21 protein-coding genes are annotated in these 23,114 nt (G+C 71.3%); 11 read left to right on the forward strand and 10 right to left on the reverse strand.

Annotation, left to right across the window (positions count from 1 at the left end; all coding sequences use genetic code 11):
• The first annotated feature begins 73 nt into the window (after positions 1–73).
• From Pme01_RS03620 to Pme01_RS03635, 4 genes are all read left to right on the forward strand, one after another.
• Complete coding sequence (locus tag Pme01_RS03620; RefSeq protein ID WP_168113370.1) at positions 74–1,786, forward strand: ABC transporter ATP-binding protein; 1,713 nt, start codon at positions 74–76, stop codon at positions 1,784–1,786.
• Positions 1,783–3,627, forward strand: a complete 1,845-nt coding sequence (locus Pme01_RS03625; protein WP_168112671.1) for an ABC transporter ATP-binding protein — start codon at positions 1,783–1,785, stop codon at positions 3,625–3,627. The genes Pme01_RS03620 and Pme01_RS03625 overlap by 4 nt, the downstream gene beginning before the upstream one ends.
• A 140-nt stretch (positions 3,628–3,767) precedes the next feature.
• Entirely contained in the window at positions 3,768–6,278 is a 2,511-nt protein-coding gene (gene valS / locus Pme01_RS03630; RefSeq protein WP_168112670.1) for a valine--tRNA ligase, read from the forward strand.
• Positions 6,279–6,359: 81 nt separating this feature from the next.
• Positions 6,360–6,980 carry a GtrA family protein gene (locus Pme01_RS03635; protein ID WP_168112669.1) on the forward strand — a complete coding sequence of 207 codons (621 nt, stop codon included), beginning with the start codon at positions 6,360–6,362 and terminating at the stop codon, positions 6,978–6,980.
• Here the strand turns inward: Pme01_RS03635 and Pme01_RS03640 are convergent.
• Both Pme01_RS03640 and Pme01_RS03645 read right to left on the reverse strand, forming a co-directional pair.
• Positions 6,975–7,526, reverse strand: a complete 552-nt coding sequence (locus Pme01_RS03640; RefSeq protein WP_168112668.1) for a hypothetical protein — start codon at positions 7,524–7,526, stop codon at positions 6,975–6,977. The two genes, Pme01_RS03635 and Pme01_RS03640, sit on opposite strands and share 6 nt — an antisense overlap.
• A gap of 94 nt (positions 7,527–7,620) precedes the next feature.
• Positions 7,621–8,355 carry a hypothetical protein gene (locus Pme01_RS03645; RefSeq protein ID WP_168112667.1) on the reverse strand — a complete coding sequence of 245 codons (735 nt, stop codon included), beginning with the start codon at positions 8,353–8,355 and terminating at the stop codon, positions 7,621–7,623.
• Between the two features lie 75 nt (positions 8,356–8,430).
• On the opposite strand from Pme01_RS03645, the gene Pme01_RS03650 reads away from it, so the two are divergent.
• On the forward strand, positions 8,431–9,612 hold the full coding sequence (locus tag Pme01_RS03650; RefSeq protein WP_168112666.1) for a DNA recombination protein RmuC: 1,182 nt from the start codon (positions 8,431–8,433) through the stop codon (positions 9,610–9,612).
• Between the two features lie 97 nt (positions 9,613–9,709).
• On the opposite strand, the gene Pme01_RS03655 is transcribed toward Pme01_RS03650, so the two are convergent.
• Positions 9,710–10,720 (reverse strand): 4-hydroxy-3-methylbut-2-enyl diphosphate reductase, encoded by a 1,011-nt coding sequence (locus tag Pme01_RS03655; RefSeq protein WP_203935407.1) that lies wholly within the window; start codon positions 10,718–10,720, stop codon positions 9,710–9,712.
• Positions 10,721–10,784: 64 nt separating this feature from the next.
• Between Pme01_RS03655 and xseA the strand changes: the two genes are divergently transcribed.
• Positions 10,785–12,011 (forward strand): exodeoxyribonuclease VII large subunit, encoded by a 1,227-nt coding sequence (gene xseA / locus Pme01_RS03660; RefSeq protein ID WP_168112664.1) that lies wholly within the window; start codon positions 10,785–10,787, stop codon positions 12,009–12,011.
• 128 nt (positions 12,012–12,139) lie between these two features.
• On the forward strand, positions 12,140–12,337 hold the full coding sequence (locus tag Pme01_RS03665; RefSeq protein WP_168112663.1) for an exodeoxyribonuclease VII small subunit: 198 nt from the start codon (positions 12,140–12,142) through the stop codon (positions 12,335–12,337).
• A 52-nt stretch (positions 12,338–12,389) separates the two neighbouring features.
• On the opposite strand, the gene Pme01_RS03670 is transcribed toward Pme01_RS03665, so the two are convergent.
• Positions 12,390–12,932: a DUF4245 family protein gene (locus Pme01_RS03670; RefSeq protein WP_275408489.1), complete on the reverse strand. Its 543-nt coding sequence runs from the start codon at positions 12,930–12,932 to the stop codon at positions 12,390–12,392.
• Between the two features lie 112 nt (positions 12,933–13,044).
• On the opposite strand from Pme01_RS03670, the gene glpX reads away from it, so the two are divergent.
• Both glpX and Pme01_RS03680 read left to right on the forward strand, forming a co-directional pair.
• Entirely contained in the window at positions 13,045–14,082 is a 1,038-nt protein-coding gene (glpX, locus tag Pme01_RS03675; RefSeq protein ID WP_168112661.1) for a class II fructose-bisphosphatase, read from the forward strand.
• Positions 14,083–14,226: 144 nt separating this feature from the next.
• On the forward strand, positions 14,227–15,183 hold the full coding sequence (locus Pme01_RS03680) for a DMT family transporter (protein ID WP_168113369.1): 957 nt from the start codon (positions 14,227–14,229) through the stop codon (positions 15,181–15,183).
• A 47-nt stretch (positions 15,184–15,230) separates the two neighbouring features.
• Here Pme01_RS03680 and Pme01_RS03685 read toward each other — a convergent pair whose 3' ends face one another.
• On the reverse strand, positions 15,231–16,163 hold the full coding sequence (locus Pme01_RS03685) for an NAD-dependent epimerase/dehydratase family protein (protein ID WP_168112660.1): 933 nt from the start codon (positions 16,161–16,163) through the stop codon (positions 15,231–15,233).
• A gap of 122 nt (positions 16,164–16,285) precedes the next feature.
• Between Pme01_RS03685 and Pme01_RS03690 the strand changes: the two genes are divergently transcribed.
• Positions 16,286–16,978, forward strand: coding sequence for a TetR/AcrR family transcriptional regulator (locus Pme01_RS03690; protein WP_168112659.1), 693 nt, complete (start codon positions 16,286–16,288; stop codon positions 16,976–16,978).
• A gap of 28 nt (positions 16,979–17,006) precedes the next feature.
• Here Pme01_RS03690 and Pme01_RS03695 read toward each other — a convergent pair whose 3' ends face one another.
• The 4 genes from Pme01_RS03695 to phoH2 form a co-directional block, all read right to left on the reverse strand.
• Positions 17,007–17,975 carry an NAD(P)/FAD-dependent oxidoreductase gene (locus Pme01_RS03695; protein WP_168112658.1) on the reverse strand — a complete coding sequence of 323 codons (969 nt, stop codon included), beginning with the start codon at positions 17,973–17,975 and terminating at the stop codon, positions 17,007–17,009.
• Between the two features lie 93 nt (positions 17,976–18,068).
• Positions 18,069–18,731: a rhomboid family intramembrane serine protease gene (locus Pme01_RS03700; protein WP_168113368.1), complete on the reverse strand. Its 663-nt coding sequence runs from the start codon at positions 18,729–18,731 to the stop codon at positions 18,069–18,071.
• An 80-nt stretch (positions 18,732–18,811) separates the two neighbouring features.
• Positions 18,812–19,489: an aggregation-promoting factor C-terminal-like domain-containing protein gene (locus Pme01_RS03705; RefSeq protein WP_168112657.1), complete on the reverse strand. Its 678-nt coding sequence runs from the start codon at positions 19,487–19,489 to the stop codon at positions 18,812–18,814.
• Positions 19,490–19,747: 258 nt separating this feature from the next.
• Complete coding sequence (gene phoH2 / locus Pme01_RS03710; protein WP_168112656.1) at positions 19,748–21,172, reverse strand: RNA 5'-3' helicase PhoH2; 1,425 nt, start codon at positions 21,170–21,172, stop codon at positions 19,748–19,750.
• A gap of 253 nt (positions 21,173–21,425) precedes the next feature.
• On the opposite strand from phoH2, the gene otsB reads away from it, so the two are divergent.
• Positions 21,426–22,244 (forward strand): trehalose-phosphatase, encoded by an 819-nt coding sequence (gene otsB / locus Pme01_RS03715; protein WP_373315443.1) that lies wholly within the window; start codon positions 21,426–21,428, stop codon positions 22,242–22,244.
• A gap of 67 nt (positions 22,245–22,311) precedes the next feature.
• On the opposite strand, the gene Pme01_RS03720 is transcribed toward otsB, so the two are convergent.
• Positions 22,312–23,082, reverse strand: coding sequence for an isoprenyl transferase (locus Pme01_RS03720; RefSeq protein ID WP_168112654.1), 771 nt, complete (start codon positions 23,080–23,082; stop codon positions 22,312–22,314).
• Positions 23,083–23,114: the final 32 nt, after the last annotated feature.

Below are 23,114 nucleotides of genomic sequence, written 5' to 3' on the forward strand. Positions count from 1 at the left end.
TCCTCTGACTGTCCCCCATCGGCTACGCAACCTGTGGCGAGTCCGCCACTACGTGCGCCCCTACCTCAACCAGATGGTCTGGCTGCTGATCGCGGCCGGAGCGGCGACGGGCGCGGGCATCGTGGTGCCGCTGGTGGTGCGCCGGGTCGTCGACGGCCCGGTGCGCCACGGCGACGCGACCGGCCTGCTCACCCTGGGCGCACTCGCCCTCGCGCTCGGCGTGGTGGAAGCGCTGCTCATCTTCATCCGGCGCTGGACCCAGTCCGCCTCGGCGCTCGGCATGGAGGCCGAACTGCGCCGCGACCTGTACGCGCACCTCCAGCGGCTGCCGATCGCGTTCCACGACCGGTGGCAGTCCGGCCAGCTGCTGTCCCGCGCCACCAGCGACCTCTCGGTGATCCGGCGCTTCCTCTCCTTCGGCCTCATCTTCCTGGTGGTCAACACCGGGACCTACGTCACCGTCGTCGCGCTGCTGATCCATCTGTACTGGCCGCTCGGGCTGCTCGTCGCGGCGAGCGCCGTGCCGCTGTTCTCCGTGAGCAAGCGGTTCACCCAGCAGTACTTCAAGGCGTCCCGCACCATGCAGGACCAGTTGGGTGACCTGGCCACCCAGGTCGAGGAGTCCGCGCAGGGCATCCGGGTCATCAAGTCCTTCGGCCGGCGCCGCCACCAGGGCGCCCGGTTCGCCGACGGCGCGCGGCGGGTCCACGACACCGGGGTCAGCAAGGCGCGCATGCTGGCCAACACGTGGTCCCAGTTCGACCTGATCCCGAACGTGACGCTGGCGCTCGTACTGGTCGTCGGCGCTCTGGAGGTCTCCCGCGGCGCCCTGTCGCTCGGCGGCCTGGTGGCGTTCGTGTCGTTGCAGGTGATGCTCGTCTGGCCGATCGACGCGCTGGGCTGGATCATCGCCAACGGCCAGGAGGCGATGACCGCCGCCGACCGGGTCTACGAGGTGCTCGACACCGAGCCGTCCATCGTCGACCACCCGGCGGCGGCCGTCGTCACGCCCCGCGACGTCGAGGGCCACGTCCGGTTCGAGGGCGTCCGGTTCGCGTACCCGGGTGCGCAGACCCCGGTGCTGCACCGCGTCGACCTCGACGTACGGCCCGGCGAGACGCTCGCCGTCGTCGGCGCCACCGGCTCGGGCAAGACCTCACTGGTGTCGCTGGTGCCCCGGCTGTACGACGTGACCGGCGGCCGGATCACCATCGACGGGCGCGACGTCCGCGACTACCGGCTCAGCTCCCTGCGCCGGATCGTCGGCGTCGCGTTCGAGGAGCCCACCCTGTTCTCGATGAGCGTGCGCGAGAACCTCGCCCTCGGCCGCTCCGACGCGAGCGACGCCGAGATCACCGAGGCGCTGGCGGTGGCGCAGGCCGACTTCGTGTACGACCTGCCGTGGGGCCTGGACACCCGCGTCGGGGAGCAGGGGCTGTCGCTCTCCGGCGGCCAGCGGCAGCGCCTCGCGCTCGCCCGCGCGGTGCTGGGCAAGCCGCGGGTCCTGGTCCTGGACGACCCGCTGTCCGCCCTCGACGTGCACACCGAGGCACTCGTCGAGGAGGCCCTGGCCCGGGTGCTGAAGGGGACGACCGCACTGCTCGTGGTGCACCGGCCGTCCACGGTCGCGCTCGCCGACCGGGTGGCGCTCCTGTACGACGGGGAGATCACGGCCGTCGGAACGCACTCCGAACTACTGGCGACCGTGCCCGAGTACCGCGCCGTGCTGTCCGCCTCCACCGACGCCGTCTCGTCCGGCCACCTGCTCGAGGAGGGAGCGGCATGAGCGTCGACCTCAAGGCCTGGCGAGGGGTCGCACCGGACGACGACGCCGAGCGTACGGCGGCGGAGGCCGCCGACGAGGCGTCGGTGGTACGGCTGCGCGCCAGAACCCGGCGGCTGCTCGGCTCGCTGCTGCGCCCGCACCGCCGCGCGCTCCGGGTGGTCGTGGCCCTGTTGCTGGCCCAGAACGCCGCCGCGATGGCCGGCCCGTACCTCGTCAAGCTCGGCATCGACCGGGGCATCCCGCCGCTGTCCGGCGGGCGGGACGACCCGACCGTACTCGTCGCGGTGGCGGTCGCGTTCGCCGTCGCCATCGTGACCGAGTTCGCGACCAAGCGCGGCTTCCTGGCGCTGTCCGGCAGGGTGGGCCAGGCCATCCTGCTCGACCTGCGGCGCCGGGTGTACGACCACTTCCAGCGGTTGAGCGTCGCGTTCCACGAGCGGTACACCTCCGGCCGGGTGGTGGCCCGGCTGACCAGCGACATGGACTCGATCAGCGAACTGCTCGACGGCGGGATCGAGGACCTCGTCCTCGCCGGCCTGTCGGTGATCTCGGTGGCCGCCATCCTGCTCTGGCTCGACTGGCCGATGGCGCTGGTCACGATGGCGTCGTTCCCGTTCCTGCTGATCCTGTCCCGCTGGTTCCAGCGCGCCTCGGCGCGGGCCTACCGGCGTACCCGGGAGGCGGTCGCCCTGGTGATCGTCCACTTCGTCGAGTCGATGGGCGGCATGCGGGCCGTGCACGCGTTCCGGCGCGAGCCTCGCAACCAGGAGATCTTCGACGCGGTCAACGACGACTACCGGGCTGCCAACCTGACGGCGAACCGCCTGATCGCGACCTACTCCCCCAGCATCAAGCTGGTCGGCAACGTGACGATCGCCGTGGTGCTCACCTACGGCGGCTACCGGGCCCTGCACGGGCAGACCGAGGTCGGCGTACTCGCCGCGTTCCTGCTCTACCTGCGCCGGTTCTTCGAGCCGATGCAGGAGCTCAGCCAGTTCTACAACTCGTTGCAGTCGGCGACCGCCGCGCTGGAGAAGCTCGCCGGCGTCCTGGACGAACCCCCGTCCGTACCGGAGCCGGCCCGGCCCGAGCCGCTACCGGCGGCCCGCGGAGACCTGCGCCTGGACGGCGTACGGTTCGCCTACCGCGGTGAGCGGGTCGTACTCTCCCGGCTCGACCTGCACATCCCGTCCGGCCAGACGGTCGCGGTCGTCGGCGCGACGGGTGCCGGCAAGTCCACGATCGCCAAGCTGGTCGCCCGCTTCTACGACCCGAGCGAGGGTACGGTCACGCTCGACGGCGTCGACCTGCGCGACCTCACCGACGACGACCTGCGCCGGGCCGTGGTCATGGTGACCCAGGAGAACTTCCTGTTCTCCGGCACCGTCGCCGACAACATCCGGTTCGGCCGCCCGGACGCCGGCCGCCAGGAGGTCGAGGACGCGGCCCGCGCGATCGGCGCGGACGCGTTCATCCGGGCGCTCCCCGAGGGGTACGACACCGACGTCCGCAAACGGGGTGGGCGGCTCTCCGCCGGCCAGCGCCAACTCGTCGCGTTCGCCCGGGCGTTCCTGGCCGACCCGGCCGTGCTGATCCTCGACGAGGCAACGTCCTCTCTGGACATCCCGTCGGAGCGGCTGGTGCAGCGGGCGCTGCGAACGATCCTCGCCGACCGTACCGCCATCGTCATCGCCCACCGGCTGTCCACGGTGGAGATCGCCGACCGGGTGCTCGTCCTCGACGCCGGTCGAGTGGTCGAGGACGGGCCGCCGGACGGGCTGGTGGCAGACGGCGGCCGGTACGCGACGCTCCACCAGGAATGGCGCGACAGCCTCGTCTAGACCGGCACAACCCGCCTGAAGTCGTGGTCTCCGGTGACGACCGGGGCCACGACTTCCCGGACGTTGTGATGACCTTGCCGATCTGCGCAGCCGCTCGTAATAGGGCGGCGCGGCGCGCCCGCCCTACTTAGCATCGGTCCATGACGGATACGGAGCGCACCGCGCGCCGCATCCCCGAGCGTCCGACCCTGGACGGGCTCGAGGAGAAGTGGTCGCGCCGCTGGCAGGAGGAGGGTACGTACGCGTTCGACCGGTCGAGGAACCGGGCGGGCGTCTACGCGATCGACGCGCCTCCGCCGACCGTATCCGGCGCCCTGCACATGGGGCACGTCTTCTCGTACAGCCACACCGACATCGTGGCCCGCTTCCAGCGGATGCGGGGCAAGGCCGTGTTCTACCCGATGGGCTGGGACGACAACGGATTGCCGACCGAGCGGCGGGTGCAGAACCACTTCAAGGTCCGCTGCGACCCGGCGCTGCCCTACGACCCGGCGTTCATCCCGACCGGCGAGTGGACGCCGATCTCGCGGCGTAACTTCATCGAGCTGTGCGAGCGGATGACGGCCGAGGACGAGCAGGCGTACGAGGCGATGTGGCGCCGGCTCGGCCTGTCGGTCGACTGGTCGTACCAGTACACGACGATCGGCCACGACGCCCGGGTGGCGAGCCAGCGGGCGTTCCTGCGCAACCTCGCCCGCGGTGAGGCGTACCTCACCGAGGCGCCGACGCTGTGGGACGTGACGTACCAGACCGCGGTGGCCCAGGCCGAGCTGGAGGACCGGCAACGACCGGGCGCCATGCACCGGCTACGGTTCGGCTCCGATGTCGAGATCGACACCACCCGGCCCGAGCTGCTGCCGGCCTGCGTCGCGCTGGTCTGCCACCCCGACGACGCCCGCTTCGCCGGCCTGGTCGGGCATACCGTGCGTACCCCGCTGTTCGGCGTGGAGGTGCCGGTCCACGCGCACCCGCTGGCGGACCCCGGAAAGGGTACGGGCATCGCCATGGTCTGCACGTTCGGCGACGTGACCGACGTGACCTGGTGGCGCGAGCTGAACCTGGAGACCCGTACGGTCATCGGCCGGAACGGCCGGCTGCTGCCCGAGCCGCCAACCGGCGTGGACGCGGCCTCTTATGCGGAGCTGGCCGGCCGAACCATCGCCCAGGCCCGGCGGCGGATCGTGGAGCTGCTCACCGAGAGCGGCGACCTGGTCGGCCAGCCGGCCCCGATCACCCATCCGGTGAAGTTCTACGAGAAGGGTGACCTGCCGCTGGAGATCGTGACCTCGCGCCAGTGGTACATCGGCAACGGCGGCCGCGACCTCGCGCTGCGCGAGAAGCTGCTGGAACGCGGTGAGGAGCTGCGCTGGGTGCCCGAACACATGCACCACCGGTACGAGCACTGGGTGCGCGGCCTGACCGGGGACTGGCTGATCAGCCGGCAGCGCTTCTTCGGCGTGCCGATCCCGGTGTGGTACCCCGTGCGCGTCGACGGGTCGATCAGCTACGGGCGCCCGCTGACCCCGCCGGAGTGGCGGCTGCCGGTCGACCCCGCGTCCGAGCCGCCCGAGGGGTACGACGAGTGGCAGCGCGGGCGGCCGGGCGGCTTCGTCGCCGACCCGGACGTCATGGACACCTGGGCCACCTCGTCGCTGACCCCGCAGATCGCCGGTGGCTGGGAACGCGATCCGGACCTGTACGAGCGGGTGTTCCCGTTCGACCACCGGCCGCAGGCGCACGAGATCATCCGTACCTGGCTGTTCGCGACGGTGGTGCGCTCGCACCTGGAGGCCGGCTCGCTTCCCTGGCAGACGGCGGTGATCTCGGGCTGGATCCTGGACCCGGACCGAAAGAAGATGTCCAAGGCGTTCGACGCCAACCCGGCGCTGGAGACGCTGGAGCGGTACGGCTCGGACGCGGTGCGGTACTGGGCCGCCACCGGCCGCCCGGGCACCGACCTCACGTTCGACGAGGCGCAGATCCGCATCGGCCGGCGGCTGGCGACGAAGCTGCTCAACGCGTCGCGGTTCGTACTCGGCCTGGGTGCCGCCTCGGCGCTGCGCGACGGCGTCGCGGCCGTGACCGAGCCGCTGGACCGGTCGCTGCTCGCGTACCTCGCGACGACGGTCGAGTCGGCGACGGCAGCCCTGGACGGGTACGACCACACGGGAGCCCTCACGGCCGCCGAGCGCTTCTTCTGGGTGTTCTGCGACGACTACATCGAACTGGTGAAGGAGCGCGCGTACGCCGGGTCGCCGTCGGCGCGGGCCACCCTCGCGCTCGCGCTGTCGGTGCAGTTGCGGCTGTTCGCGCCGGTCCTGCCGTACGTGACGGAGGAGGTCTGGTCGTGGTGGCGGTACGGCTCGGTGCACCGGGCGCCGTGGCCGTCGGCGCGGGAACTGACCGACGCCGTGGGTGACCGCGACGTGCTCACCGTCACCAGCGCGGCGCTGCATCAGGTGCGCCGGGCCAAGTCGGACAGGCGCATGTCGATGAAGACGGCGGTACCGCTGGCCGAGGTGCTGGGCCCGGCGAGCCAGCTGGACCTGTTGGCGCTGGCCGAGGCGGACCTGCGTGCGGCCGGCGGGATCGGCCGGGTCGACCTGCTGCCCGGGCGTACCGACGAGCTCGTGGTCGCCTGCGCATTTTGAACGTATCGGTTGACATGGCCGTGACCGGCCCCGCTCTCCGGTCACGGCCATGGGCAACATCGGCCCGGTATAGTCCGTCCGGTGTCCCTGGTCGATCGCGTGCTGGCCGTCGTGCCGCAACCGTTTCGTTCGATACTGATCAAGCGCCGCGAGTCCGTTAAGTTCCTCATGGTCGGCGGCTTCTGTTACGTGCTCGCCGTATTGATCAACTATGGGTTGAAGTTCACGGTGCTGCCCCACCGGCCCGTCACGGCCCTGACGATCGCCACCGTGATCACCGCGATCATCTCCTACTTCCTCAACCGCGAGTGGTCGTTCCGGACCCGTGGTGGCCGCCGCCGCCACCACGAGGCCACACTGTTCTTCCTGATCAGCGCGGTCGCGGTGGGGTTGACCGACATTCCGTTGCTGATGTCGCGCTACGTGTTCGACCTGAAGGTGCCGACGGTCTCGCGACCCGTTCAGGAACTGTCCGACTTCGTCTTCGGCATGATCCTGGGCACGCTGCTCGGCATGGTCTTCCGCCTGTGGGCGTTCCGCCGGTGGGTGTTCCCGCACGAGAACGTACGGCCCGACCGGGTCGGCCGCGCGTCGGCCCCGGGGAACGGCGACACCCGCGTCACCGGTCACCCGGTTCCGGCCGACTCCGCCGTCTCCGCCCGGCCCGGCGGCGCCCGGGACTCGGACACCGCCTCCTCATAGCGAGTTCAGCGCCAGTCGCAGCAGCCCGCTGCCGGCCGTCGGCCCCTGCTCCACCTCGCGCCGCAGCGCCTCGACGCCTACCCGGCGCTCCCGGACCACCTCTTCCACCATCGCCCGGATCGCGGCGAGGTCGTGGCACCACCGGCCGGCGTCGGCCACGGCCCGGCTCAGCGAACAGGTCCGGATCGGCGGCGCCACCTCGTCGCCCGGATCGGGCCGCCGGGTGCGGTGCACCCGTACGAACTCGACCGACCGGACCTGACGGGCGTGCGGCACGAGTACCCGTACCGCCGGGTCGGCGGGCAGGCTCCGGACGCCGTGGACCTGGAGCGCCACCCGGCCGGTGAGCGCGGCTCCGCGACCGGCGTAGAGGCAGGCGGCGATCCAGCGCTGGCGAGGGCTGAGCGGGTCGCCGAACGAGGCGTACACCGACGGCAGCACCTCACGCCAGGCGCCGGTATCCAGCCGCCAGCGCAGCCCGGCGCGGGTGACGCCGAGCAGGGTCAACTGGTCGTGGCGGACGAGACCGTCCTGTGTCAGCAGCACAATCGACTGTGCGCCGCCTCGGTGGCGGCGCACAACACCGAATCCGCAGCTGTGGACAACTACCGGCAGACGTCGTCAGAACCGGCAGGCGTCGTCAGAAGTCGCCGCCGAAGTCCCCACCGAAATCGCCACCGCCCCAGTCACCGCCGAAGTCGCCACCGCCCCAGTCACCGCCGCCGCCGTCGCCGCCCCAGTCACCGCCGCCGCCGTCGCCACCGCCGGGGTCCCAGCCGTGCTGGTCGGCGTAGTCGAGGCCCTGCTCGAAGCCGGGGTCGGCAAAGGCCGGGCTGAACAGTGCGTCGAAGAGCAGCATCGAGCCGACGGCTCCGGCCCCTGCGGCCAGTGCGGTCTTCCACAGCGGCTGGGAGTACCAGCCGGAGGGCACCGGCCGGCCGCCGACCATGCCGCCGGGGTAGTAGTACGGCGTGTCGCTGCCCGGCCGCGGGCCGGCCTTGATGTGCTGGCCCTGCACCTCCACCTCGCGCTCCCTGGTGAGCGCCCCGGCGGCGCGCTGGCCGGCCAGCGGCGGAAGCTCGGGTCCGGGGTCGAGCCCCAACGCGGTCCGGGCACCACGCACGTAGGCCAGGCCTTCCAGGGCGGTCTCCCGGGCCAGCTCGTACTGCTTCGGGCTGGTGGCCCGGTCGAGCTGTGCCCCGGCCGCGTTGTACCGCTCCCCCGCGTCGACCAGGGCCTGCTTGGCTGCCGGGTCGTCACCGCCGGAGAGGTTCATGACCTGGCCACCGAGCCGCTCGTACCAGCGCAGGGCCTCCTCCCGCGCGTCCGCGAGCTCCCGCTCGCGCCGCTTACGTCCGAAAAACGAGAAAACCACGAGGAACCCCCATTACGCCGAGGACTCGACTATCAGTTAGACGTTACCTACCCGTGTCTCGTACACGAGTACGGCATGCTAACGATCGTGGCGCTTCTCCTTCTCATCGTCGGCCTGCTCGTCGGTGCCGCCCTCGGCTGGCTGGCGGCCCGTAACCGATCCGCGGCGGACATCGCGCGGCTGGACGCCACGCTGCGCGCCACCAAGGAGGGCGAGGCGCGGCTGGAGCAGTCGCTGCGGGCGCTCAGCTTCGAGGCGAGCGCGCAGACCCAGGACGCGGTGGCGGACGCGGTCGCCCCGCTGCGGGAGGCGCTGCTGCGGTACGAGCAGCGCGTGGCCGAGCTGGAGCGGGACCGGGTCGGCGCGTACGAGGCCCTGCGCCAGCAGGTACGGGGCATGTCCGAGGTCTCCAGCGAACTGCGTACCGAGACCCGGCAGCTGGTGGCCGCGCTGCGGGCGCCGCAGGTGCGTGGCCGCTGGGGTGAGCACCAGCTCCGCCGCATCGTGGAGGCCGCCGGGATGCTGGGGCACTGCGACTTCTCCGAGCAGGTCGCCGGCGTCACCGACGCCGGTGGGGTCCGCCCCGACCTGGTGGTACGCCTGCACGGCGGCCGGCACGTGGTCGTGGACGCCAAGGCGCCGTTCGAGGCGTACCTGTCCGCGATGGAGGCGCGCGACGACGCGATCCGCAACGGTCACCTCGCCGCGCACGCCAAGCACGTACGGGCCCACATCGACAGCCTGTCTGCCAAGGCCTACTGGTCGGCGTTCGAGCAGGCGCCCGAGTTCGTGGTGCTGTTCATGCCCGCCGACCCGTTCCTCGACGTCGCCCTCCAGCGCGACCCGGCCCTGCTGGAGTACGCCTTCGCACGCAACGTCGTGCTGGCCACGCCGGCGACGCTGGTCGCGCTGCTGCGCACGATCGCGTACGCGTGGCGCCAGGATTCCCTGGCCCGCAACGCGGTCGCCGTACACACCCTGGGCAAGGAGCTGTACGCGCGGCTGTCGACCATGGGCGACCATCTCGCGAAGGTCGGCACCTCGCTGTCGGGCGCGGTGACCGCCTACAACAAGGCGATCGGATCGCTCGAGGCACGGGTACTGGTCAGCGCGCGGCGCCTCGGTGACCTGGGCGTCTCCGCCGAGGAGCTGAACGCCCCGGCCCAGGTCGAGGTCGCGCCCCGCCAGTTGCAGGCACCGGAGCTGGTCGACAGCGAGTACGCGTCACTGCTCTCTCAAGATCCGCGCAATATGTGAGCCGTTGCTGCCTCGGCGCTCCGAAGCAGCAACGAGCGCGACATTGCGGATCGTGCGACGGCGACGGGCGAGCGCGCGGATCTTGAGAGACGGGCGATCAGGCCTGGGTGGCGCCTGCTGCGAGCACGGCGGCATGGCCGGCCCGAGCGGCCGCGGCGGCCTTCATGTCCCGCTTCAGCTCCTGCGGCAGCGAGAAGGTCAGCTTCTCGTCCGCCGTGGTCACCTCGGCCACCTCACCGAAGCCGCGCTCCGCCAGGAAGTCGAGGACCTCCATGACCAGCTCGTCGGGGACCGACGCGCCCGAGGTCAGGCCGACGGTCGACGCGCCCTCCAGCCACTCCTCGCGGATCTCGCTGGCGTAGTCGACGAGGTACGCCGCCCGCGCACCGGCGTCGACGGCCACCTCCCGCAGCCGCTGGGAGTTCGACGAGTTGACCGAACCGACGACGATCACCACGTCGCAGGAGGGCGCCATCGACTTGACCGCCTCCTGGCGGTTGGACGTGGCGTAGCAGATGTCGTCGCTGGGCGGCGACATCAACAGCGGCAGCCGGCGCTTGAGCCGGTCGACGGTCTCCAGGGTCTCGTCCACCGACAGGGTCGTCTGGGACAGCCAGACCACCTTCGACGGGTCCCGTACGGTCACCTTGTCGACCGAGTCCGGACCGTCGACGAGCTGGATGTGCGCGGGGGCCTCGCCGGTCGTACCGATGACCTCCTCGTGCCCCTCGTGACCGATGAGCAGGATGTCGTAGTCCTCGGCGGCGAAGCGACGGGCCTCGTGGTGGACCTTGGTCACCAGCGGGCAGGTCGCGTCGATCGCCTTCAGCGAGCGCTGCTTGGCCTGCTCGTGGACCTCCGGGGCCACCCCGTGCGCGGAGAAGACGACGGTCGAGCCCTCGGGGACCTCCTCGTTCTCCTCCACGAAGATCGCGCCCTTCGCCTGCAGCGTGGCGACGACGTGCCGGTTGTGCACGATCTCCTTGCGCACGTAGATCGGCGGGCCGTACAGCTTCAACGCCTCCTCCACGGTCTGCACGGCGCGGTCGACGCCGGCGCAGTAGCCGCGGGGCTTGGCAAGCAGGACACGCTTCGGGGTATCGGTCACCCGCCCATGGTACGAGGCTGTGGTAAACGGACCTCGCGAGCCGGGCCACCGTACGCTGAGGCCCGTGACTGAAGCCGCCACGACACCTCCATCGACGACCCCCGAGAACCCCTGGCCGGTACGGGTCGTCAGCCAGAAGATCGCGTCGTGGATCGCCAGGCTGGGCTGGATCTGGGTGGACGGGCAGATCGCGCAGATCAGCCGGCGGCCGGGGGCCAGCACCGTCTTCCTCACGCTGCGGGACCCCTCCGCCGACCTGAGCCTGACCGTCACCACCAACCGCGACGTGCTCGACTCCGGCGCGCCGAACCTGGCCGACGGCGCCCGCGTCGTGGTCCACGCCAAGCCCGACTTCTTCCCGGCCCGCGGCACGCTGAGCCTGCGGGCCGACGAGATCCGCCAGGTCGGAATCGGCGAGTTGCTGGCCCGTATCGAGCACCTCAAGAAGCTGCTGCGCGCGGAGGGGCTGTTCGACCGGGCACGTAAGCGGCCGCTGCCGTTCCTGCCCCGGCGGATCGGCCTGATCACCGGCCGGGCCAGCGCCGCCGAGCGGGACGTGCGGGACAACGCCCGCCGTCGCTGGCCGGCGATCGACTTCCGCATCGTCAACGTCGCGGTACAGGGCCCCGGCGCCGTACCGCAGATCCTCGACGCGCTGGCCGTCCTCGACGCCGACGACAGCGTGGACGTGATCGTGCTGGCCCGCGGCGGCGGCTCGGTCGAGGACCTGCTGCCCTTCTCCGACGAGGCGCTGTGCCGGGCGGTGTTCGCCTGCCGTACGCCGGTCGTCTCCGCGATCGGACACGAGACTGACGTACCGCTGGTCGACTACGTCGCCGACCTGCGCGCGTCCACGCCCACCGACGCGGCGAAGCGCATCGTCCCGGACCTGGCCGAGGAGGTACGCCTGATCGGCGGTGCCCGTCAGCAGTTGCGGCGCCGCGTCACCCAACTGCTCGACCGCGAACAGCAGCGACTCGACGCGATCCGCAGCCGGCCGGTCCTGGCCCGCCCCGAGGCCATGGTCGACCAGCGGGAGACCGAGGTCAGAGCGCTGCGCGAGCGGGGTACCCGCTGCCTCAGCCACCGGCTCGACCGCGCCGGCGGCGAGCTGGAGCACACTCTCGCCCGGCTCCGCGCACTGTCCCCCGCCGCGACGCTGCAGCGCGGGTACGCGATCGTGCAGCGCCCGGACGGCGCGGTGGTCCGGTCCCCCGACGAGGTCGGGGCGGGCGACCGGCTGCGGGTCCGGCTCGCCGGCGGGGAACTGACGGCGACGGTCGAGGGCTGAAGACCCGCTGTGATCATGTAAGAATCACCCGGCACGCCCGAGAATCGGGATGTGGCGGGCATCTACCGCCGCGCCGGGTTCACCACGATCGACGAGATCGTCTTCCTTTCCCGTAGGGTGACAGCGTCATGAGTACCCCTGAACTGAGCTACGAGCAGGCGCGCGCAGAGCTGGCCACGGTGGTGGAGAAGCTCGAGGCGGGCGGCAGCACCCTCGAGGAGTCCCTGGCGCTGTGGGAGCGTGGCGAGCGCCTCGCGACCGTGTGTCAACAGTGGCTCGACGGTGCCCGAGCCCGGCTGGACGCCGCGCGGACCGAGTCCGAGTAGCACCGGTGTCCTCGCCCGGCGGGGCGAGGACACCGTCTCAGCGAGGACGCTGTCAGCGCAGCGAGGTCGCGAGCTGCGTCAGCTCCGCGTCGGCGGCGCGGCCCATCACGATCACCGTCCGGTCCTGCTGGCTGAGCACGTACGCGCGGTCGCCCTGGGTCGCGGTGTAGCGGCGCCACTCCTGGCCGACCAGCCCGGCCGGGCCCTCGTCGCGCGCTCCGGCACCCAGCTCCGCGGTGAGCAGGGCGCCCGCGCTCACGTTGCTCTCCACGAGCTGGGCGGTGCCGCCGCTGGGGCTTCGGAAACCGACCCGCAGCACCGAACCGGCGTCGCCGCGACGGAACGCCGAGCTGACCGGCTGCCAGCCGGCGGGCACGGCGGGCTCTGCCACCGGGAAGGCGCGGGCGGCGCGGGCGTCCGCGTACGCGGTGGAGGGGTCGACCACCGTCGGGCTCTCGCCGCCGAGAAACCTGTACATCCCCAGCAGGACTACGATCGGCACCAGAAGGACAAGCAGGGACAGCGCCATGTCACGGGGTGACCGGCCAAGACGCCGGGGCGCTGCGGTGGGGCTGGCTGTCTGCACGCTCCCCATACTCCCCGATCGAAGACATCAATGGCGGACCCAGGCCACCCGAACGACCGTTCACTCCCACGATCTGCCAGGATTGCGGCATCGCTGCCGCCCACGGACCAGGAGGCGCCGCATGACCGGAACAAATGTCCCACCAGTCCGCACGCCGCAGGAGCCCGACCGCAACCTAGCCCTTGACCTGGTGCGCGTCACCGAGGCCGCGGCCATGGCCGCGGGGCGTTGGGTCGGCCGCGGCGACAAGGAGGGCGGCGACGGCGCCGCCGTCGACGCGATGCGACGCCTGATCAACTCGGTGCCGATGCGCGGTGTCGTCGTGATCGGCGAGGGTGAGAAAGACAACGCCCCGATGCTGTACAACGGCGAGAAGGTGGGCGACGGCACCGGCGCCGAGGTCGACGTCGCGGTCGACCCGATCGACGGTACGACCCTGATGAGCAAGGGCATGCCCAACGCCCTGGCCGTCCTGGCCGTGACCGAGCGCGGCGCCATGTTCGACCCGAGCGCGGTCTTCTACATGGAGAAGCTCGCGGTCGGACCGGAGGCCGCGGACGTGATCGACATCAACGCGCCCATCGCCGAGAACCTCCGCCGGGTGGCGAAGGCCAAGCGCGGCAATGTGTCGGATGTCACCGTCTGCGTCCTCGACCGGCCGCGCCACGAGAAGCTCATCCACGAGATCCGCCAGACCGGCGCCCGGATCCGGTTCATCTCCGACGGCGACGTCGCGGGCGCCATCAGCGCCGCCCGCGAGGCCAGCGAGGTGGACCTGCTGGTCGGCATCGGCGGTACCCCTGAAGGGATCATCGCCGCGTGCGCGCTCAAGTGCATGGGCGGTGCGATGCAGGCCAAGCTGTGGCCGCGCGACGAGGCGGAGCGGGAGAAGGCGCTCGCCGCCGGGCACGACCTGGACCGGGTACTGACCACGGACGACCTGGTCAAGGGCGAGAACATCTTCTTCTGCGCGACCGGTGTCACCAGCGGTGACCTGCTCAAGGGTGTGCGTTACCGTTCCGGAGGCGCCTACACCCAGTCGATCGTGATGCGCTCCAAGAGCGGGACGATCCGCGTGATCGACTCCTACCACCGGCTGGAGAAGCTCAACCTGTACTCGGTGGTCGACTTCGACGGTTCGCCGATCGACCACGCCTGAGGCGGGCGCCTGAGACAGGCGTCACCCCGGGTTCGACGACGAATCGCGGCACCGGGCGCCGGTCGCGGGAAAGACTTCGGTGTGACCACTTCGCAGTGCCCGCCCGCCAGCGACACGAACGCTACCGACACGAACGCCGCCACCGTGGGGACCGCGGCCGCCACCCCGGCCCAGCGCGCGACCGGCCTGGCCGCGGCGCTGGGGTGCGGTGCGCTCGTCGCGGTCCAGTCGCGGGTCAACGGCGACCTCGCCGCCCGGCTGCATGACGGCATCGCCGCCGCCGTGATCTCGTTCGGCATCGGCCTGATCGTCCTCGCGGTCGCGGCGGCCGTGCTCCCGTCGGTACGGTCGGGCCTCGCGTCGGTCCGCGACGCCGTCAGCACCGGCCGTCTGCGCTGGTGGCACCTGCTGGGCGGCGCCTGCGGCGCACTGCTCGTACTGAGCCAGGGCGTGACGGTACCGGTCATCGGCGTCGCGGTGTTCAGCGTCGCGATCGTCGCCGGCCAGTCGGTCAGCAGCCTGGCCGTCGACCGGCTCGGCATCGGCCCCACCGGCCACCATCCGCTCACCCCGGCCCGGGTGATCGGGGCGGTGCTCACCGTCGGGGCGGTCCTGGTGGCCGTCTCCAACCAGGTCGGCCGGCCGGGCCTGCTGGCCCTGGCCGCGCTGCCGGCGCTCGCCGGCATCGGCACCTCCTGGCAGCAGGCGGTCAACGGGCGGGTACGGCAGTGGGCCGGCTCGGCCCTGCCCGCGACGCTGGTCAACTTCGCCGCCGGGATGGCCGCGCTCCTGATCACGTTCTCCGTCGATGTGGCCGTACGCGGCTGGCCGACCGGCGCCCTGCCGCACCAGCCCTGGCTGTACGTGGGTGGGTTGATCGGGGTCCTGTTCATCGCGGTCTCCGCGTCGGTCGTGCGCTGGACCGGCGTGCTGCTGCTCGGCCTGGCCACGATCGCCGGTCAACTGCTCATGGCCACCCTGATCGACTTCCTGGCCCCCGGCAGCGCCGGCGGACCGGGGGCCAACACGCTGCTCGGCATCGCGCTCACACTGGTCGCCGTGGGCATCGCCGCGCTGCCCACCCGGCGCCGACCTTCCTGATGATCACCGAGAGTTGTGGGCGCTATGACGGCCACAACTCTCGGTGATCATGAACGAGGGCGAGACCGGGCGGCCGTCGCAATTTCGGCGAGCGTCTCGTCGAGCGGGGTCGCGGTCAGCCCGAAGGTCCCGGTCGCGGCCGATGAGTCCAGTACGAACGGCGCCCGGAACTGGTAGTCCATCTCGATCAGCTCCCGGACGAACGGGTTGAACGGAGCCGCCAGGTACAGCGCGGCGCGCGGCAGGGCGGTGACCTTCACCCCGGGGTGCCCGGCCACCCGGAAGTACCGCTGCGCCAGGTCGCGGACCGACAGCGCCGGGCTGGTCGGCGCGTGCCACGCCCGGCCCCAGGCGCGCTCGTCGCGGGCCGCGGTGACCAGCATTCGTGCCATGTCGCCGGTGTAGGTGAAGCTGTGTGGCGCGTCGACGTCGGCCGGTACCCGGGCGGTTCGCCCCTTGGCCATCGCGGGCAGGATGATCGCGGAGAAGATGGACGCGGCCCCCGCGCCGATGTAGTCCGAGCCACGCACCTCGGTCACCCGTACCCGCCCGGCCCGGTGGGCGGTGAGGGCGTCGCGCCACATGCCGATCCGTACCCGGCCCTTGCGGCTCGTCGCGGCGAGCGGGGTCTCCTCCGTCATCGGTCCGTTCACCGGCCCGTACCCGTACAGGGTGCCGGTGATCGTCAGCACCGCACCGCTGGCCTCGGCGGCACCGAGCATCGCGTTCGCGATCGGCGGCCAGTCCGTGGGCCAGCGGTGGTACGGCGGGTTGGCGCAGTTGTACAGGGCGACCGCGCCCGCGCTCAGTTCGCGCAGCCGACCGGCGTCGGCCGCGTCGGCGGCGACCCGCTCGATCGCGGGGTGCGCCGGGCCGCCACCGCGACGGGTGACGATCCGGACCAACTCGCCCTGCTCGGCGAGGATCCTGGCGACCCCGGTCCCGACCGGTCCGGCGCCGACGACCACGTGAAGCGACATCTCTGTTCTCCTTCTAGAGCAGTGCTCTCTGTTGGAGACACCGTCCCACGCGCCGCCACAAAAGTCAAGAGCAGTGCTCTCTAAAAATGGCGACGCTCCGAATTGTGTGCAAAACTTGGACCATGACCGCCGCCTCCATCCGCGCCCGGGTCCGCGCCGAGATGACAGAGGAGATCAAGGCCGCCGCCCGGCGCCACCTCGCCACCGACGGCGCCAACCTGTCGCTGCGCGCGGTCGCCCGCGAGCTGGGCATGGTCTCGTCCGCGATCTACCGGTACTTCGCCAGCCGGGACGAGCTGCTCACCGCCCTCATCGTCGACGCGTACGACGCGGTCGGCGCGGCCGCCGAACGGGCCGAGGCGGGCGTGGACCGGGCCGACCTGCTGGGTCGGTGGTTGGCCGCCTGCCGGGCGGTACGGGAGTGGGCGTTGGCGAACCCGCACGAGTACGCGCTGATCTACGGCAGCCCGGTCCCCGGGTACGCCGCTCCCCCGGACACCGTCCCGCCGGCCAGCCGGGTCGGGTTGCTCATCACCGCCATCCTGGCCGACGGCTTCGCGGCCGGGAAGCTGGCGGCCGAGCAGGGACAGCCGGTGCCGCAGCCGCTGCGGCCGGAGCTCGCGGCCCTCGTCGGCCAGCTGGTACCGGGCGTGCCCGAGCCGCTGCTGGCCCGCGGCATGACCGCCTGGATCCAGCTCTTCGGCGCGGTGAGCTTCGAGCTGTTCGGCCAGCTCAACAACATGATCGAAGACCGCGGGACGTTCTTCGAGTACCAGATGAGGACAGCGGCACGGGTGGTCGGCCTGGAAGGCTGACCGGCATGGCCGCCGTACCGCGGGAGGCTCAGCCGTTGTCGGAGGAGTGACCGGGGAACAGGTGGGCGCCCGGATCGATCGCGACGGCCGCGTTGTTGACGGCGATCGCCGCCTCGCCGAAACCGGTGGCGATCAGGCGGACCTTCCCCGGGTACTCGCTGATGTCTCCGGCGGCGAAGACGCGCGGCAGGTTCGTGGCCGTGGTGGAGTCCACCAGGATGTGCCGCCGGTCGAGGTCCAGCCCCCAGGCGCCGAGCGGGCCCAGGTCGGCGGTGAAGCCGAGCGCCGCCACCACAGTGTCGGCGGGCAGTTCCCGGGCCTCGCCGCCACGGAGGGTCACCTCGACGCCCTCGACCCGTTCGCCGCCGCGAAGCTTGGACACCTCCGCGTTGACGATGATCGGGATGTCCAGCGCCTGGACCTTCGCGACCGTACCGGCGTGGGCGCGGAACTTGTCCCGGCGATGCACGAGGGTGACCGACTTGGCGATCGGGTGCAGCGACAGTGCCCAGTCGAAGGCGGAGTCGCCGCCGCCGACGATGACGACGTCGTGCCCGGCGAGTTCGGCCAGGCGCGGCACGAAGTAGAGCACGCCCTCCCCGGTGAACTCGGCGGCCGAGGGCAGCGGGCGGGCCGTGAAGCTGCCCATGCCACCGGTGATGATGACGGCGCCACAGTGCAGCGATTCGCCGGTCGACAGCCGGAGCACCGGCTTGCTGTCGACATAGGACAGTTCCTCGGCGCGGGTACCGAGCAGGTACTCCGGATCGGCCTGTGCGGCCTGCTCCACGAGGTTGGCAACCAGTTCACGACCCTTGATGGCGGGGAAGCCGGCGACGTCGTAGATCACCTTCTCCGGGTACATCGCCGAGACCTGTCCACCGGGCTCGGGCAGCGCGTCGATCACCGCCACCGACAGGCCGCGGAATCCGGCGTAGTAGGCCGCGAACAGACCGGTGGGACCGGCGCCGACAATGGCCACGTCGATCTCGCGCATCGGACGGCTCCTCGCAAGGCGTGGTCGATGCTGTAGAACGTACGGCCACCCTTCCCCGCTCGCAATGGAGGTCACACCCGCATTAGCGGGATTTCAGGAAACGGGCAGGGTCCGCTCGTCGCCGGTCGAGGTCTCCGCCACCGGTGCGCCCGACCGTCGGCGGCGGAAGAGCACGGCCGCGATCATGCCGGCGACGAGCCCGCACAGGTGGCCCTGCCAGGAGATGTTCGAGTCGACCACCGGCAGTACGCCGACGAGCTGCCAGCCGTACAGCAGACCGATCAGCAGCGCGACCGCGATGTTCCACCAGGACCGCTCGACCACACCGCGCACCACGAGCAGTCCGAAGTACCCGAAGATGACGCCGCTGGCGCCCACCACGACGGTTCGGGGGTCGCCGATGAGCCAGACCCCTGCGCCGCTGACCACCGCGATGAACGCCGTCGCTGCCAGGAACCGCCGGGCCCCCGCGGCCAGGACGAACGTGCCGAGCAGGATCAGCGGCACGCTGTTGGCCATCACGTGCTCGAAGTTGGCGTGCAGGAACGGCGCCAGCACCACCCCGTCGAGCCCCTGTACGACGTGTGGCTGGATGCCGCCGTCGCGCTGGAGGACCTGGCCGGTGAGGTTGTCGATCAGTTGGACCAGGAACAGCAGGGGTACGAAGGCGCACAGCGCCACGAACGCGCGGCCGATCGCGGAGTAGAACGCGTCGCTGCCGAACCGTGCGGAGTCAGGCTCCGCAGCCGGCAACATCGACGTGGGTGCGCCGTTCGAAGTCACGTACCCGTGTTACCAGCTCCACCCTCCGGCCGCCACCGGTCGAGGCAGAGAAATCAGTAGTAGCCCTTGGACTGGAAGTTCGACCAGGCGCCGCAGGGGGTCTTGTACTTGCCCTTGATGTAGCTGAGACCCCATTTGATCTGGGTGGCCGGGTTGGTCTGCCAGTCGGATCCGTACACGGCCATCTTCGAGCCGGGGTTGGCCTGTGGGATGCCGTAGGCGCGTCCGGTGCTGCCCGCGGTGGTCCGCCAGCCGCTCTCCTTCATCCAGAGGTTCCGCAGGCACGGCATCTGGTCGAGGCCGTAGCCGGCCTCCAGCATGAGCGCACAGCCGATCGCGACGTTGCCGGTGTACTCGGAGCAGGAGGCGGGGATCGGCCCGAACGCCGGCGGCTTGGCGGAGGGGCTCGCACTGGCGCTCGCGCTCGGCTTGGCCTGCGCCTTGCGGCGCGCGGCCTCCTCGGCGACCCTCGCCTGGTCGGCGGCCGCCGATGCGGCGGCGTCGGCCTTGGCCTGCACCTCGCGCTGGGCGTTCCGCGAGACGGCGGAGACCCGCTCACGCTCCGCGGCGTCCACCCGCTGGTCATCCTGGATGGCCTGGCCGGCCGGCCGCATTTCCCGCTGCTGGGACTGGCGCGTGGCGCTCAGACCGGCCGCCGCCGCCACACCGAGAGCGAGCAGTGCGACGGAGAGGATCCGAAAGATGCCGACGCGGTGCCACAGTCCAGCCACGAGCGGTTCCCTTCCTCGGGGACAGGTACCGGCACGCTACCGTCGCCGGGTTGCCGCGGGGCCTCGTCCCGATCGGCCGGGTGGGTCCGTCTGGCAACCAGGGAGGACCCGTTCCGCAACCGATCGGGCGACCCCCGCCGGAGTCGCAATCACCGACGTTCGATGTCACGCGCCGACGGCTACCCTCGCGTAGATGGGCGCGGAGGGCTAATCCGTACCGTAGCCTTGTGAGCTAGTTCACGGAAAAAGACATGCTAATCAGCTCGAAAAGGGCACGTCCTCCAGGAGATCCGTGACCACCTCGGCGATGGGTGAGCGCTCGGAGCGGGTCAGGGTCACGTGGGCGAACATCGGGTGCCCCTTCAGTACCTCGATGACCGCGGCGACGCCGTCGTGGCGCCCGACCCGCAGGTTGTCCCGCTGCGCCACATCATGCGTGAGCACCACCCGGGAGTTCTGGCCGATCCGGGAGAGAACCGTCAGCAGTACGCCCCGCTCCAACGACTGCGCCTCGTCCACGATGACGAACGCGTCGTGCAGGCTCCGGCCGCGGATGTGGGTCAGCGGGAGCACCTCGAGCATGCCCCTGGCGGCGACCTCCTCCATGACGTTCTCGTGCACCAGCGCCCCGAGGGTGTCGTAGACCGCCTGCCCCCATGGCGACATCTTCTCCGCCTCGTTGCCCGGCAGGTAGCCGAGGTCCTGCCCGCCCACGGCGTACAGCGGACGGAAGACGATCACCTTCTTGTGCTTGCGGCGCTCCATGACCTGCTCCAGGCCGGCGCAGAGGGCCAGCGCCGACTTGCCGGTACCGGCGCGTCCACCCAGCGACACGATCCCCACCGAATCGTCCAGCAGGACGTCCAGCGCGATCCGCTGCTCCGCCGAGCGCCCGCGTACCCCGAACGCCTCGCGGTCACCGCGCACCAGCCGGACGGACTTGTCCGGACCGACCCGACCCAGCGCCGAACCGTTGCTCGAGTGCAGCACCAGGCCGGTGTGGCAGGGCAGGTCACCGGCGCCGTCCAGCTCGAGCGTCTCCCCCGCGTACAGTTGCGCCACCTGCGCGGCGGCGATCTCCAGCTCGGCCATGCCGGTCCAGGTGGGATCGGCGGCCTGGCCGTGGCGGTACTCGTCGGTCGCCAGCCCGATCGAGGCCGCCTTGACCCGCAGCGGCATGTCCTTCGTGACCAAGGTCACATCGGAGCCCTCCCGGGACAGGCCGAGCGCGACGGACAGGATCCGGGCGTCGTTGGTCTCCGCCCGGAAGCCGTGCGGCAGGATGTTGTGGTCGGCGTGGTTGAGCTCCACCCGCAGCGTGCCGCCCACGTCGGTCACCGGCAGCGCCTCGTCCAGCCGTCCGTGCTTGACGCGCAGCTCGTCGAGGAAGCGCAGCGACCGGCGGGCGAAGTAGCCGAGCTCCGGGTGGTGACGCTTGCCCTCCAACTCCGAGATCACGACCAGCGGTATGACCACCTCGTGCTCGGCGAAGCGCTGGTACGCGCCGGGGTCGGAGAGCAGGACGGAGGTGTCGAGAACGAAGGTTCGGCGTACCGGCTGTCTGTCACCGTCCGGAGCGGCCGCGCCGGCCCGGCGGGAGGTACGGGATCGCCCCGTCGATTCCGACCTGCGGCCGGTCGACGAGGCGGACGGGGTCTTGGTGGAGCGGGGACGATCGGTCACGAGGCAACTCCCGGCGGGCGTCACCCCGGCGCCCACATTCGGCAGCCGTCCGTATGCCCGGCACGGGGGCGGGTGTTGGCCCCGTGGCAGCTCACGCGCAGTTCCGGGCCTCCCGGGTGGCCCGGGAAGACCCCGGCCCACACCTGAGAAGGTATGCGGCCCAGTCCATTTCGGCTAGCGTTGACACTCGAAGGGTTCATCTCTCACTCACCCGGGATGGGCGCTGTCGGCCCGATATGCACCTCTACGCTGAGTGGTATGCCCCCCCCTCGAAACGGCCGATGATCCCTGCGACCTGTCACTGGCCGAGGCGCTCTCGACCACCGCGGCTCGCGCGGACAGATGCGTGTTCTTCTTCGACTTCGACGGCACCCTGGCACCGATCCAGGACGATCCGGACGCCGTACAGCTGGCGCCGGGCGTCCTGGGGGCCATCACCGACCTCGCCGCCCGGGTGAAGCGGGTGAGCCTGGTCTCCGCCCGACCGGTGGACTTCCTGCGCAGCCGCTTTCCAGGAGTACCGCTGACGCTCCACGGCCTGTACGGACTGGAGAGCCAGTACGGGGCGGGCGAGACCGTCACCTACCCGCCGGCGCTGCCCTACGCCGATGTGATCGCCGAGCTGGCCCGCCGGGCGGAGCGGGAACTGCCCGACGACGTCCTGGTGGAGTACAAGCGGCTGTCGGTGGCGCTGCACTACCGCTCGGCCCCGGAACTGCGCGACACCGTCCACGCCTGGGCGCAGGAGCAGGCCGGCCGGCACGGCCTGCGCGAGCAGGAGGGCCGGATGGTGATCGAGCTGAAGCCGTCGGTTCAGCGGGACAAGGGCAGCGTCGTGGCCGAGGAGATCGAGGGGTTCTCCTGCGCCTGGTACTTCGGGGACGACCTCGGCGACCTGGCCGCGTTCCGGGCGCTGGCCGACCGCCGCACCACGCACCCCGACTTCCTGGGCGTACGGGTGGCCGTCCGCAACCCGGAGACGGGCGCCGAGGTGGCCGCCGCCGCCGATCTGCACCTCGAGGGCCCCTCGGCGGTGCCCCCGTTCCTGCAGAAGGCAGTCACGGCACTCTGAACCGTCCGCGATCTTGGACACCTGACGGTGCGACAGCCCCGCTAGGTGTCCAAGATCGCGGAGAGGGTCAGGCGCCGAAGCGGCGCTGGCGGTTGGCGTACTCGCGCAGCGCCCGCAGGAAGTCGACCCGGCGGAAGCCCGGCCAGTACGCGTCGCAGAAGTAGTACTCCGAGTGCGCGCTCTGCCACAGCATGAAGCCCGACAGCCGCTGCTCCCCGCTGGTACGGATGAGCAGGTCGGGGTCTGGCTGGCCCTTCGTGTACAGGTGCTCGGCGATGTCGTCGACCTCGAGCGTCTCGGCCAGCTCCTCCATCGACTTGCCGGCCTTCGCCGCCTCGAACAGCAGCGAGCGGACCGCGTCGGCGATCTCCCGGCGGCCCCCGTACCCGACCGCGATGTTGACCTGCACCCCGCCGGTACGGTCGATGGTGCGCTCCTCGGCGGCCTTGAGCGCCGCGACGAGCGACGCGGGCAGCACGTCCACCGCCCCGACCATGTGCAGCCGCCACGGGTTACCGTCCTCGGCCAGCTCGGTGGCGAGGTTCTCGATGATCTCCAGCAGCGGGTCCAGCTCGCTCGCCGGCCGGCTCAGGTTGTCGGTGGACAGCAGCCACAGCGTGACGTGCTCGACCCCCGCCTGGTCGCACCAGCGCAGCAGTTCGCGGATGCGGGCGGCGCCGACCCGGTGGCCGTCGTTGGGGTCGATGTAGCCCATCTCCCGAGCCCATCGCCGGTTGCCGTCGCACATCACCCCGACGTGTCGGGGGTGTGGCGTGCCGACCAGCTTGGCCGCCAGGCGACGTTCGTACAGGGAGTAGATCAGGTCACGCAGGCCCACGGCGAGCAGAGTAGCCACCTTCCCTTACGAAC

The organism is Planosporangium mesophilum (assembly GCF_016863255.1).
GTDB lineage: Bacteria > Actinomycetota > Actinomycetes > Mycobacteriales > Micromonosporaceae > Planosporangium > Planosporangium mesophilum.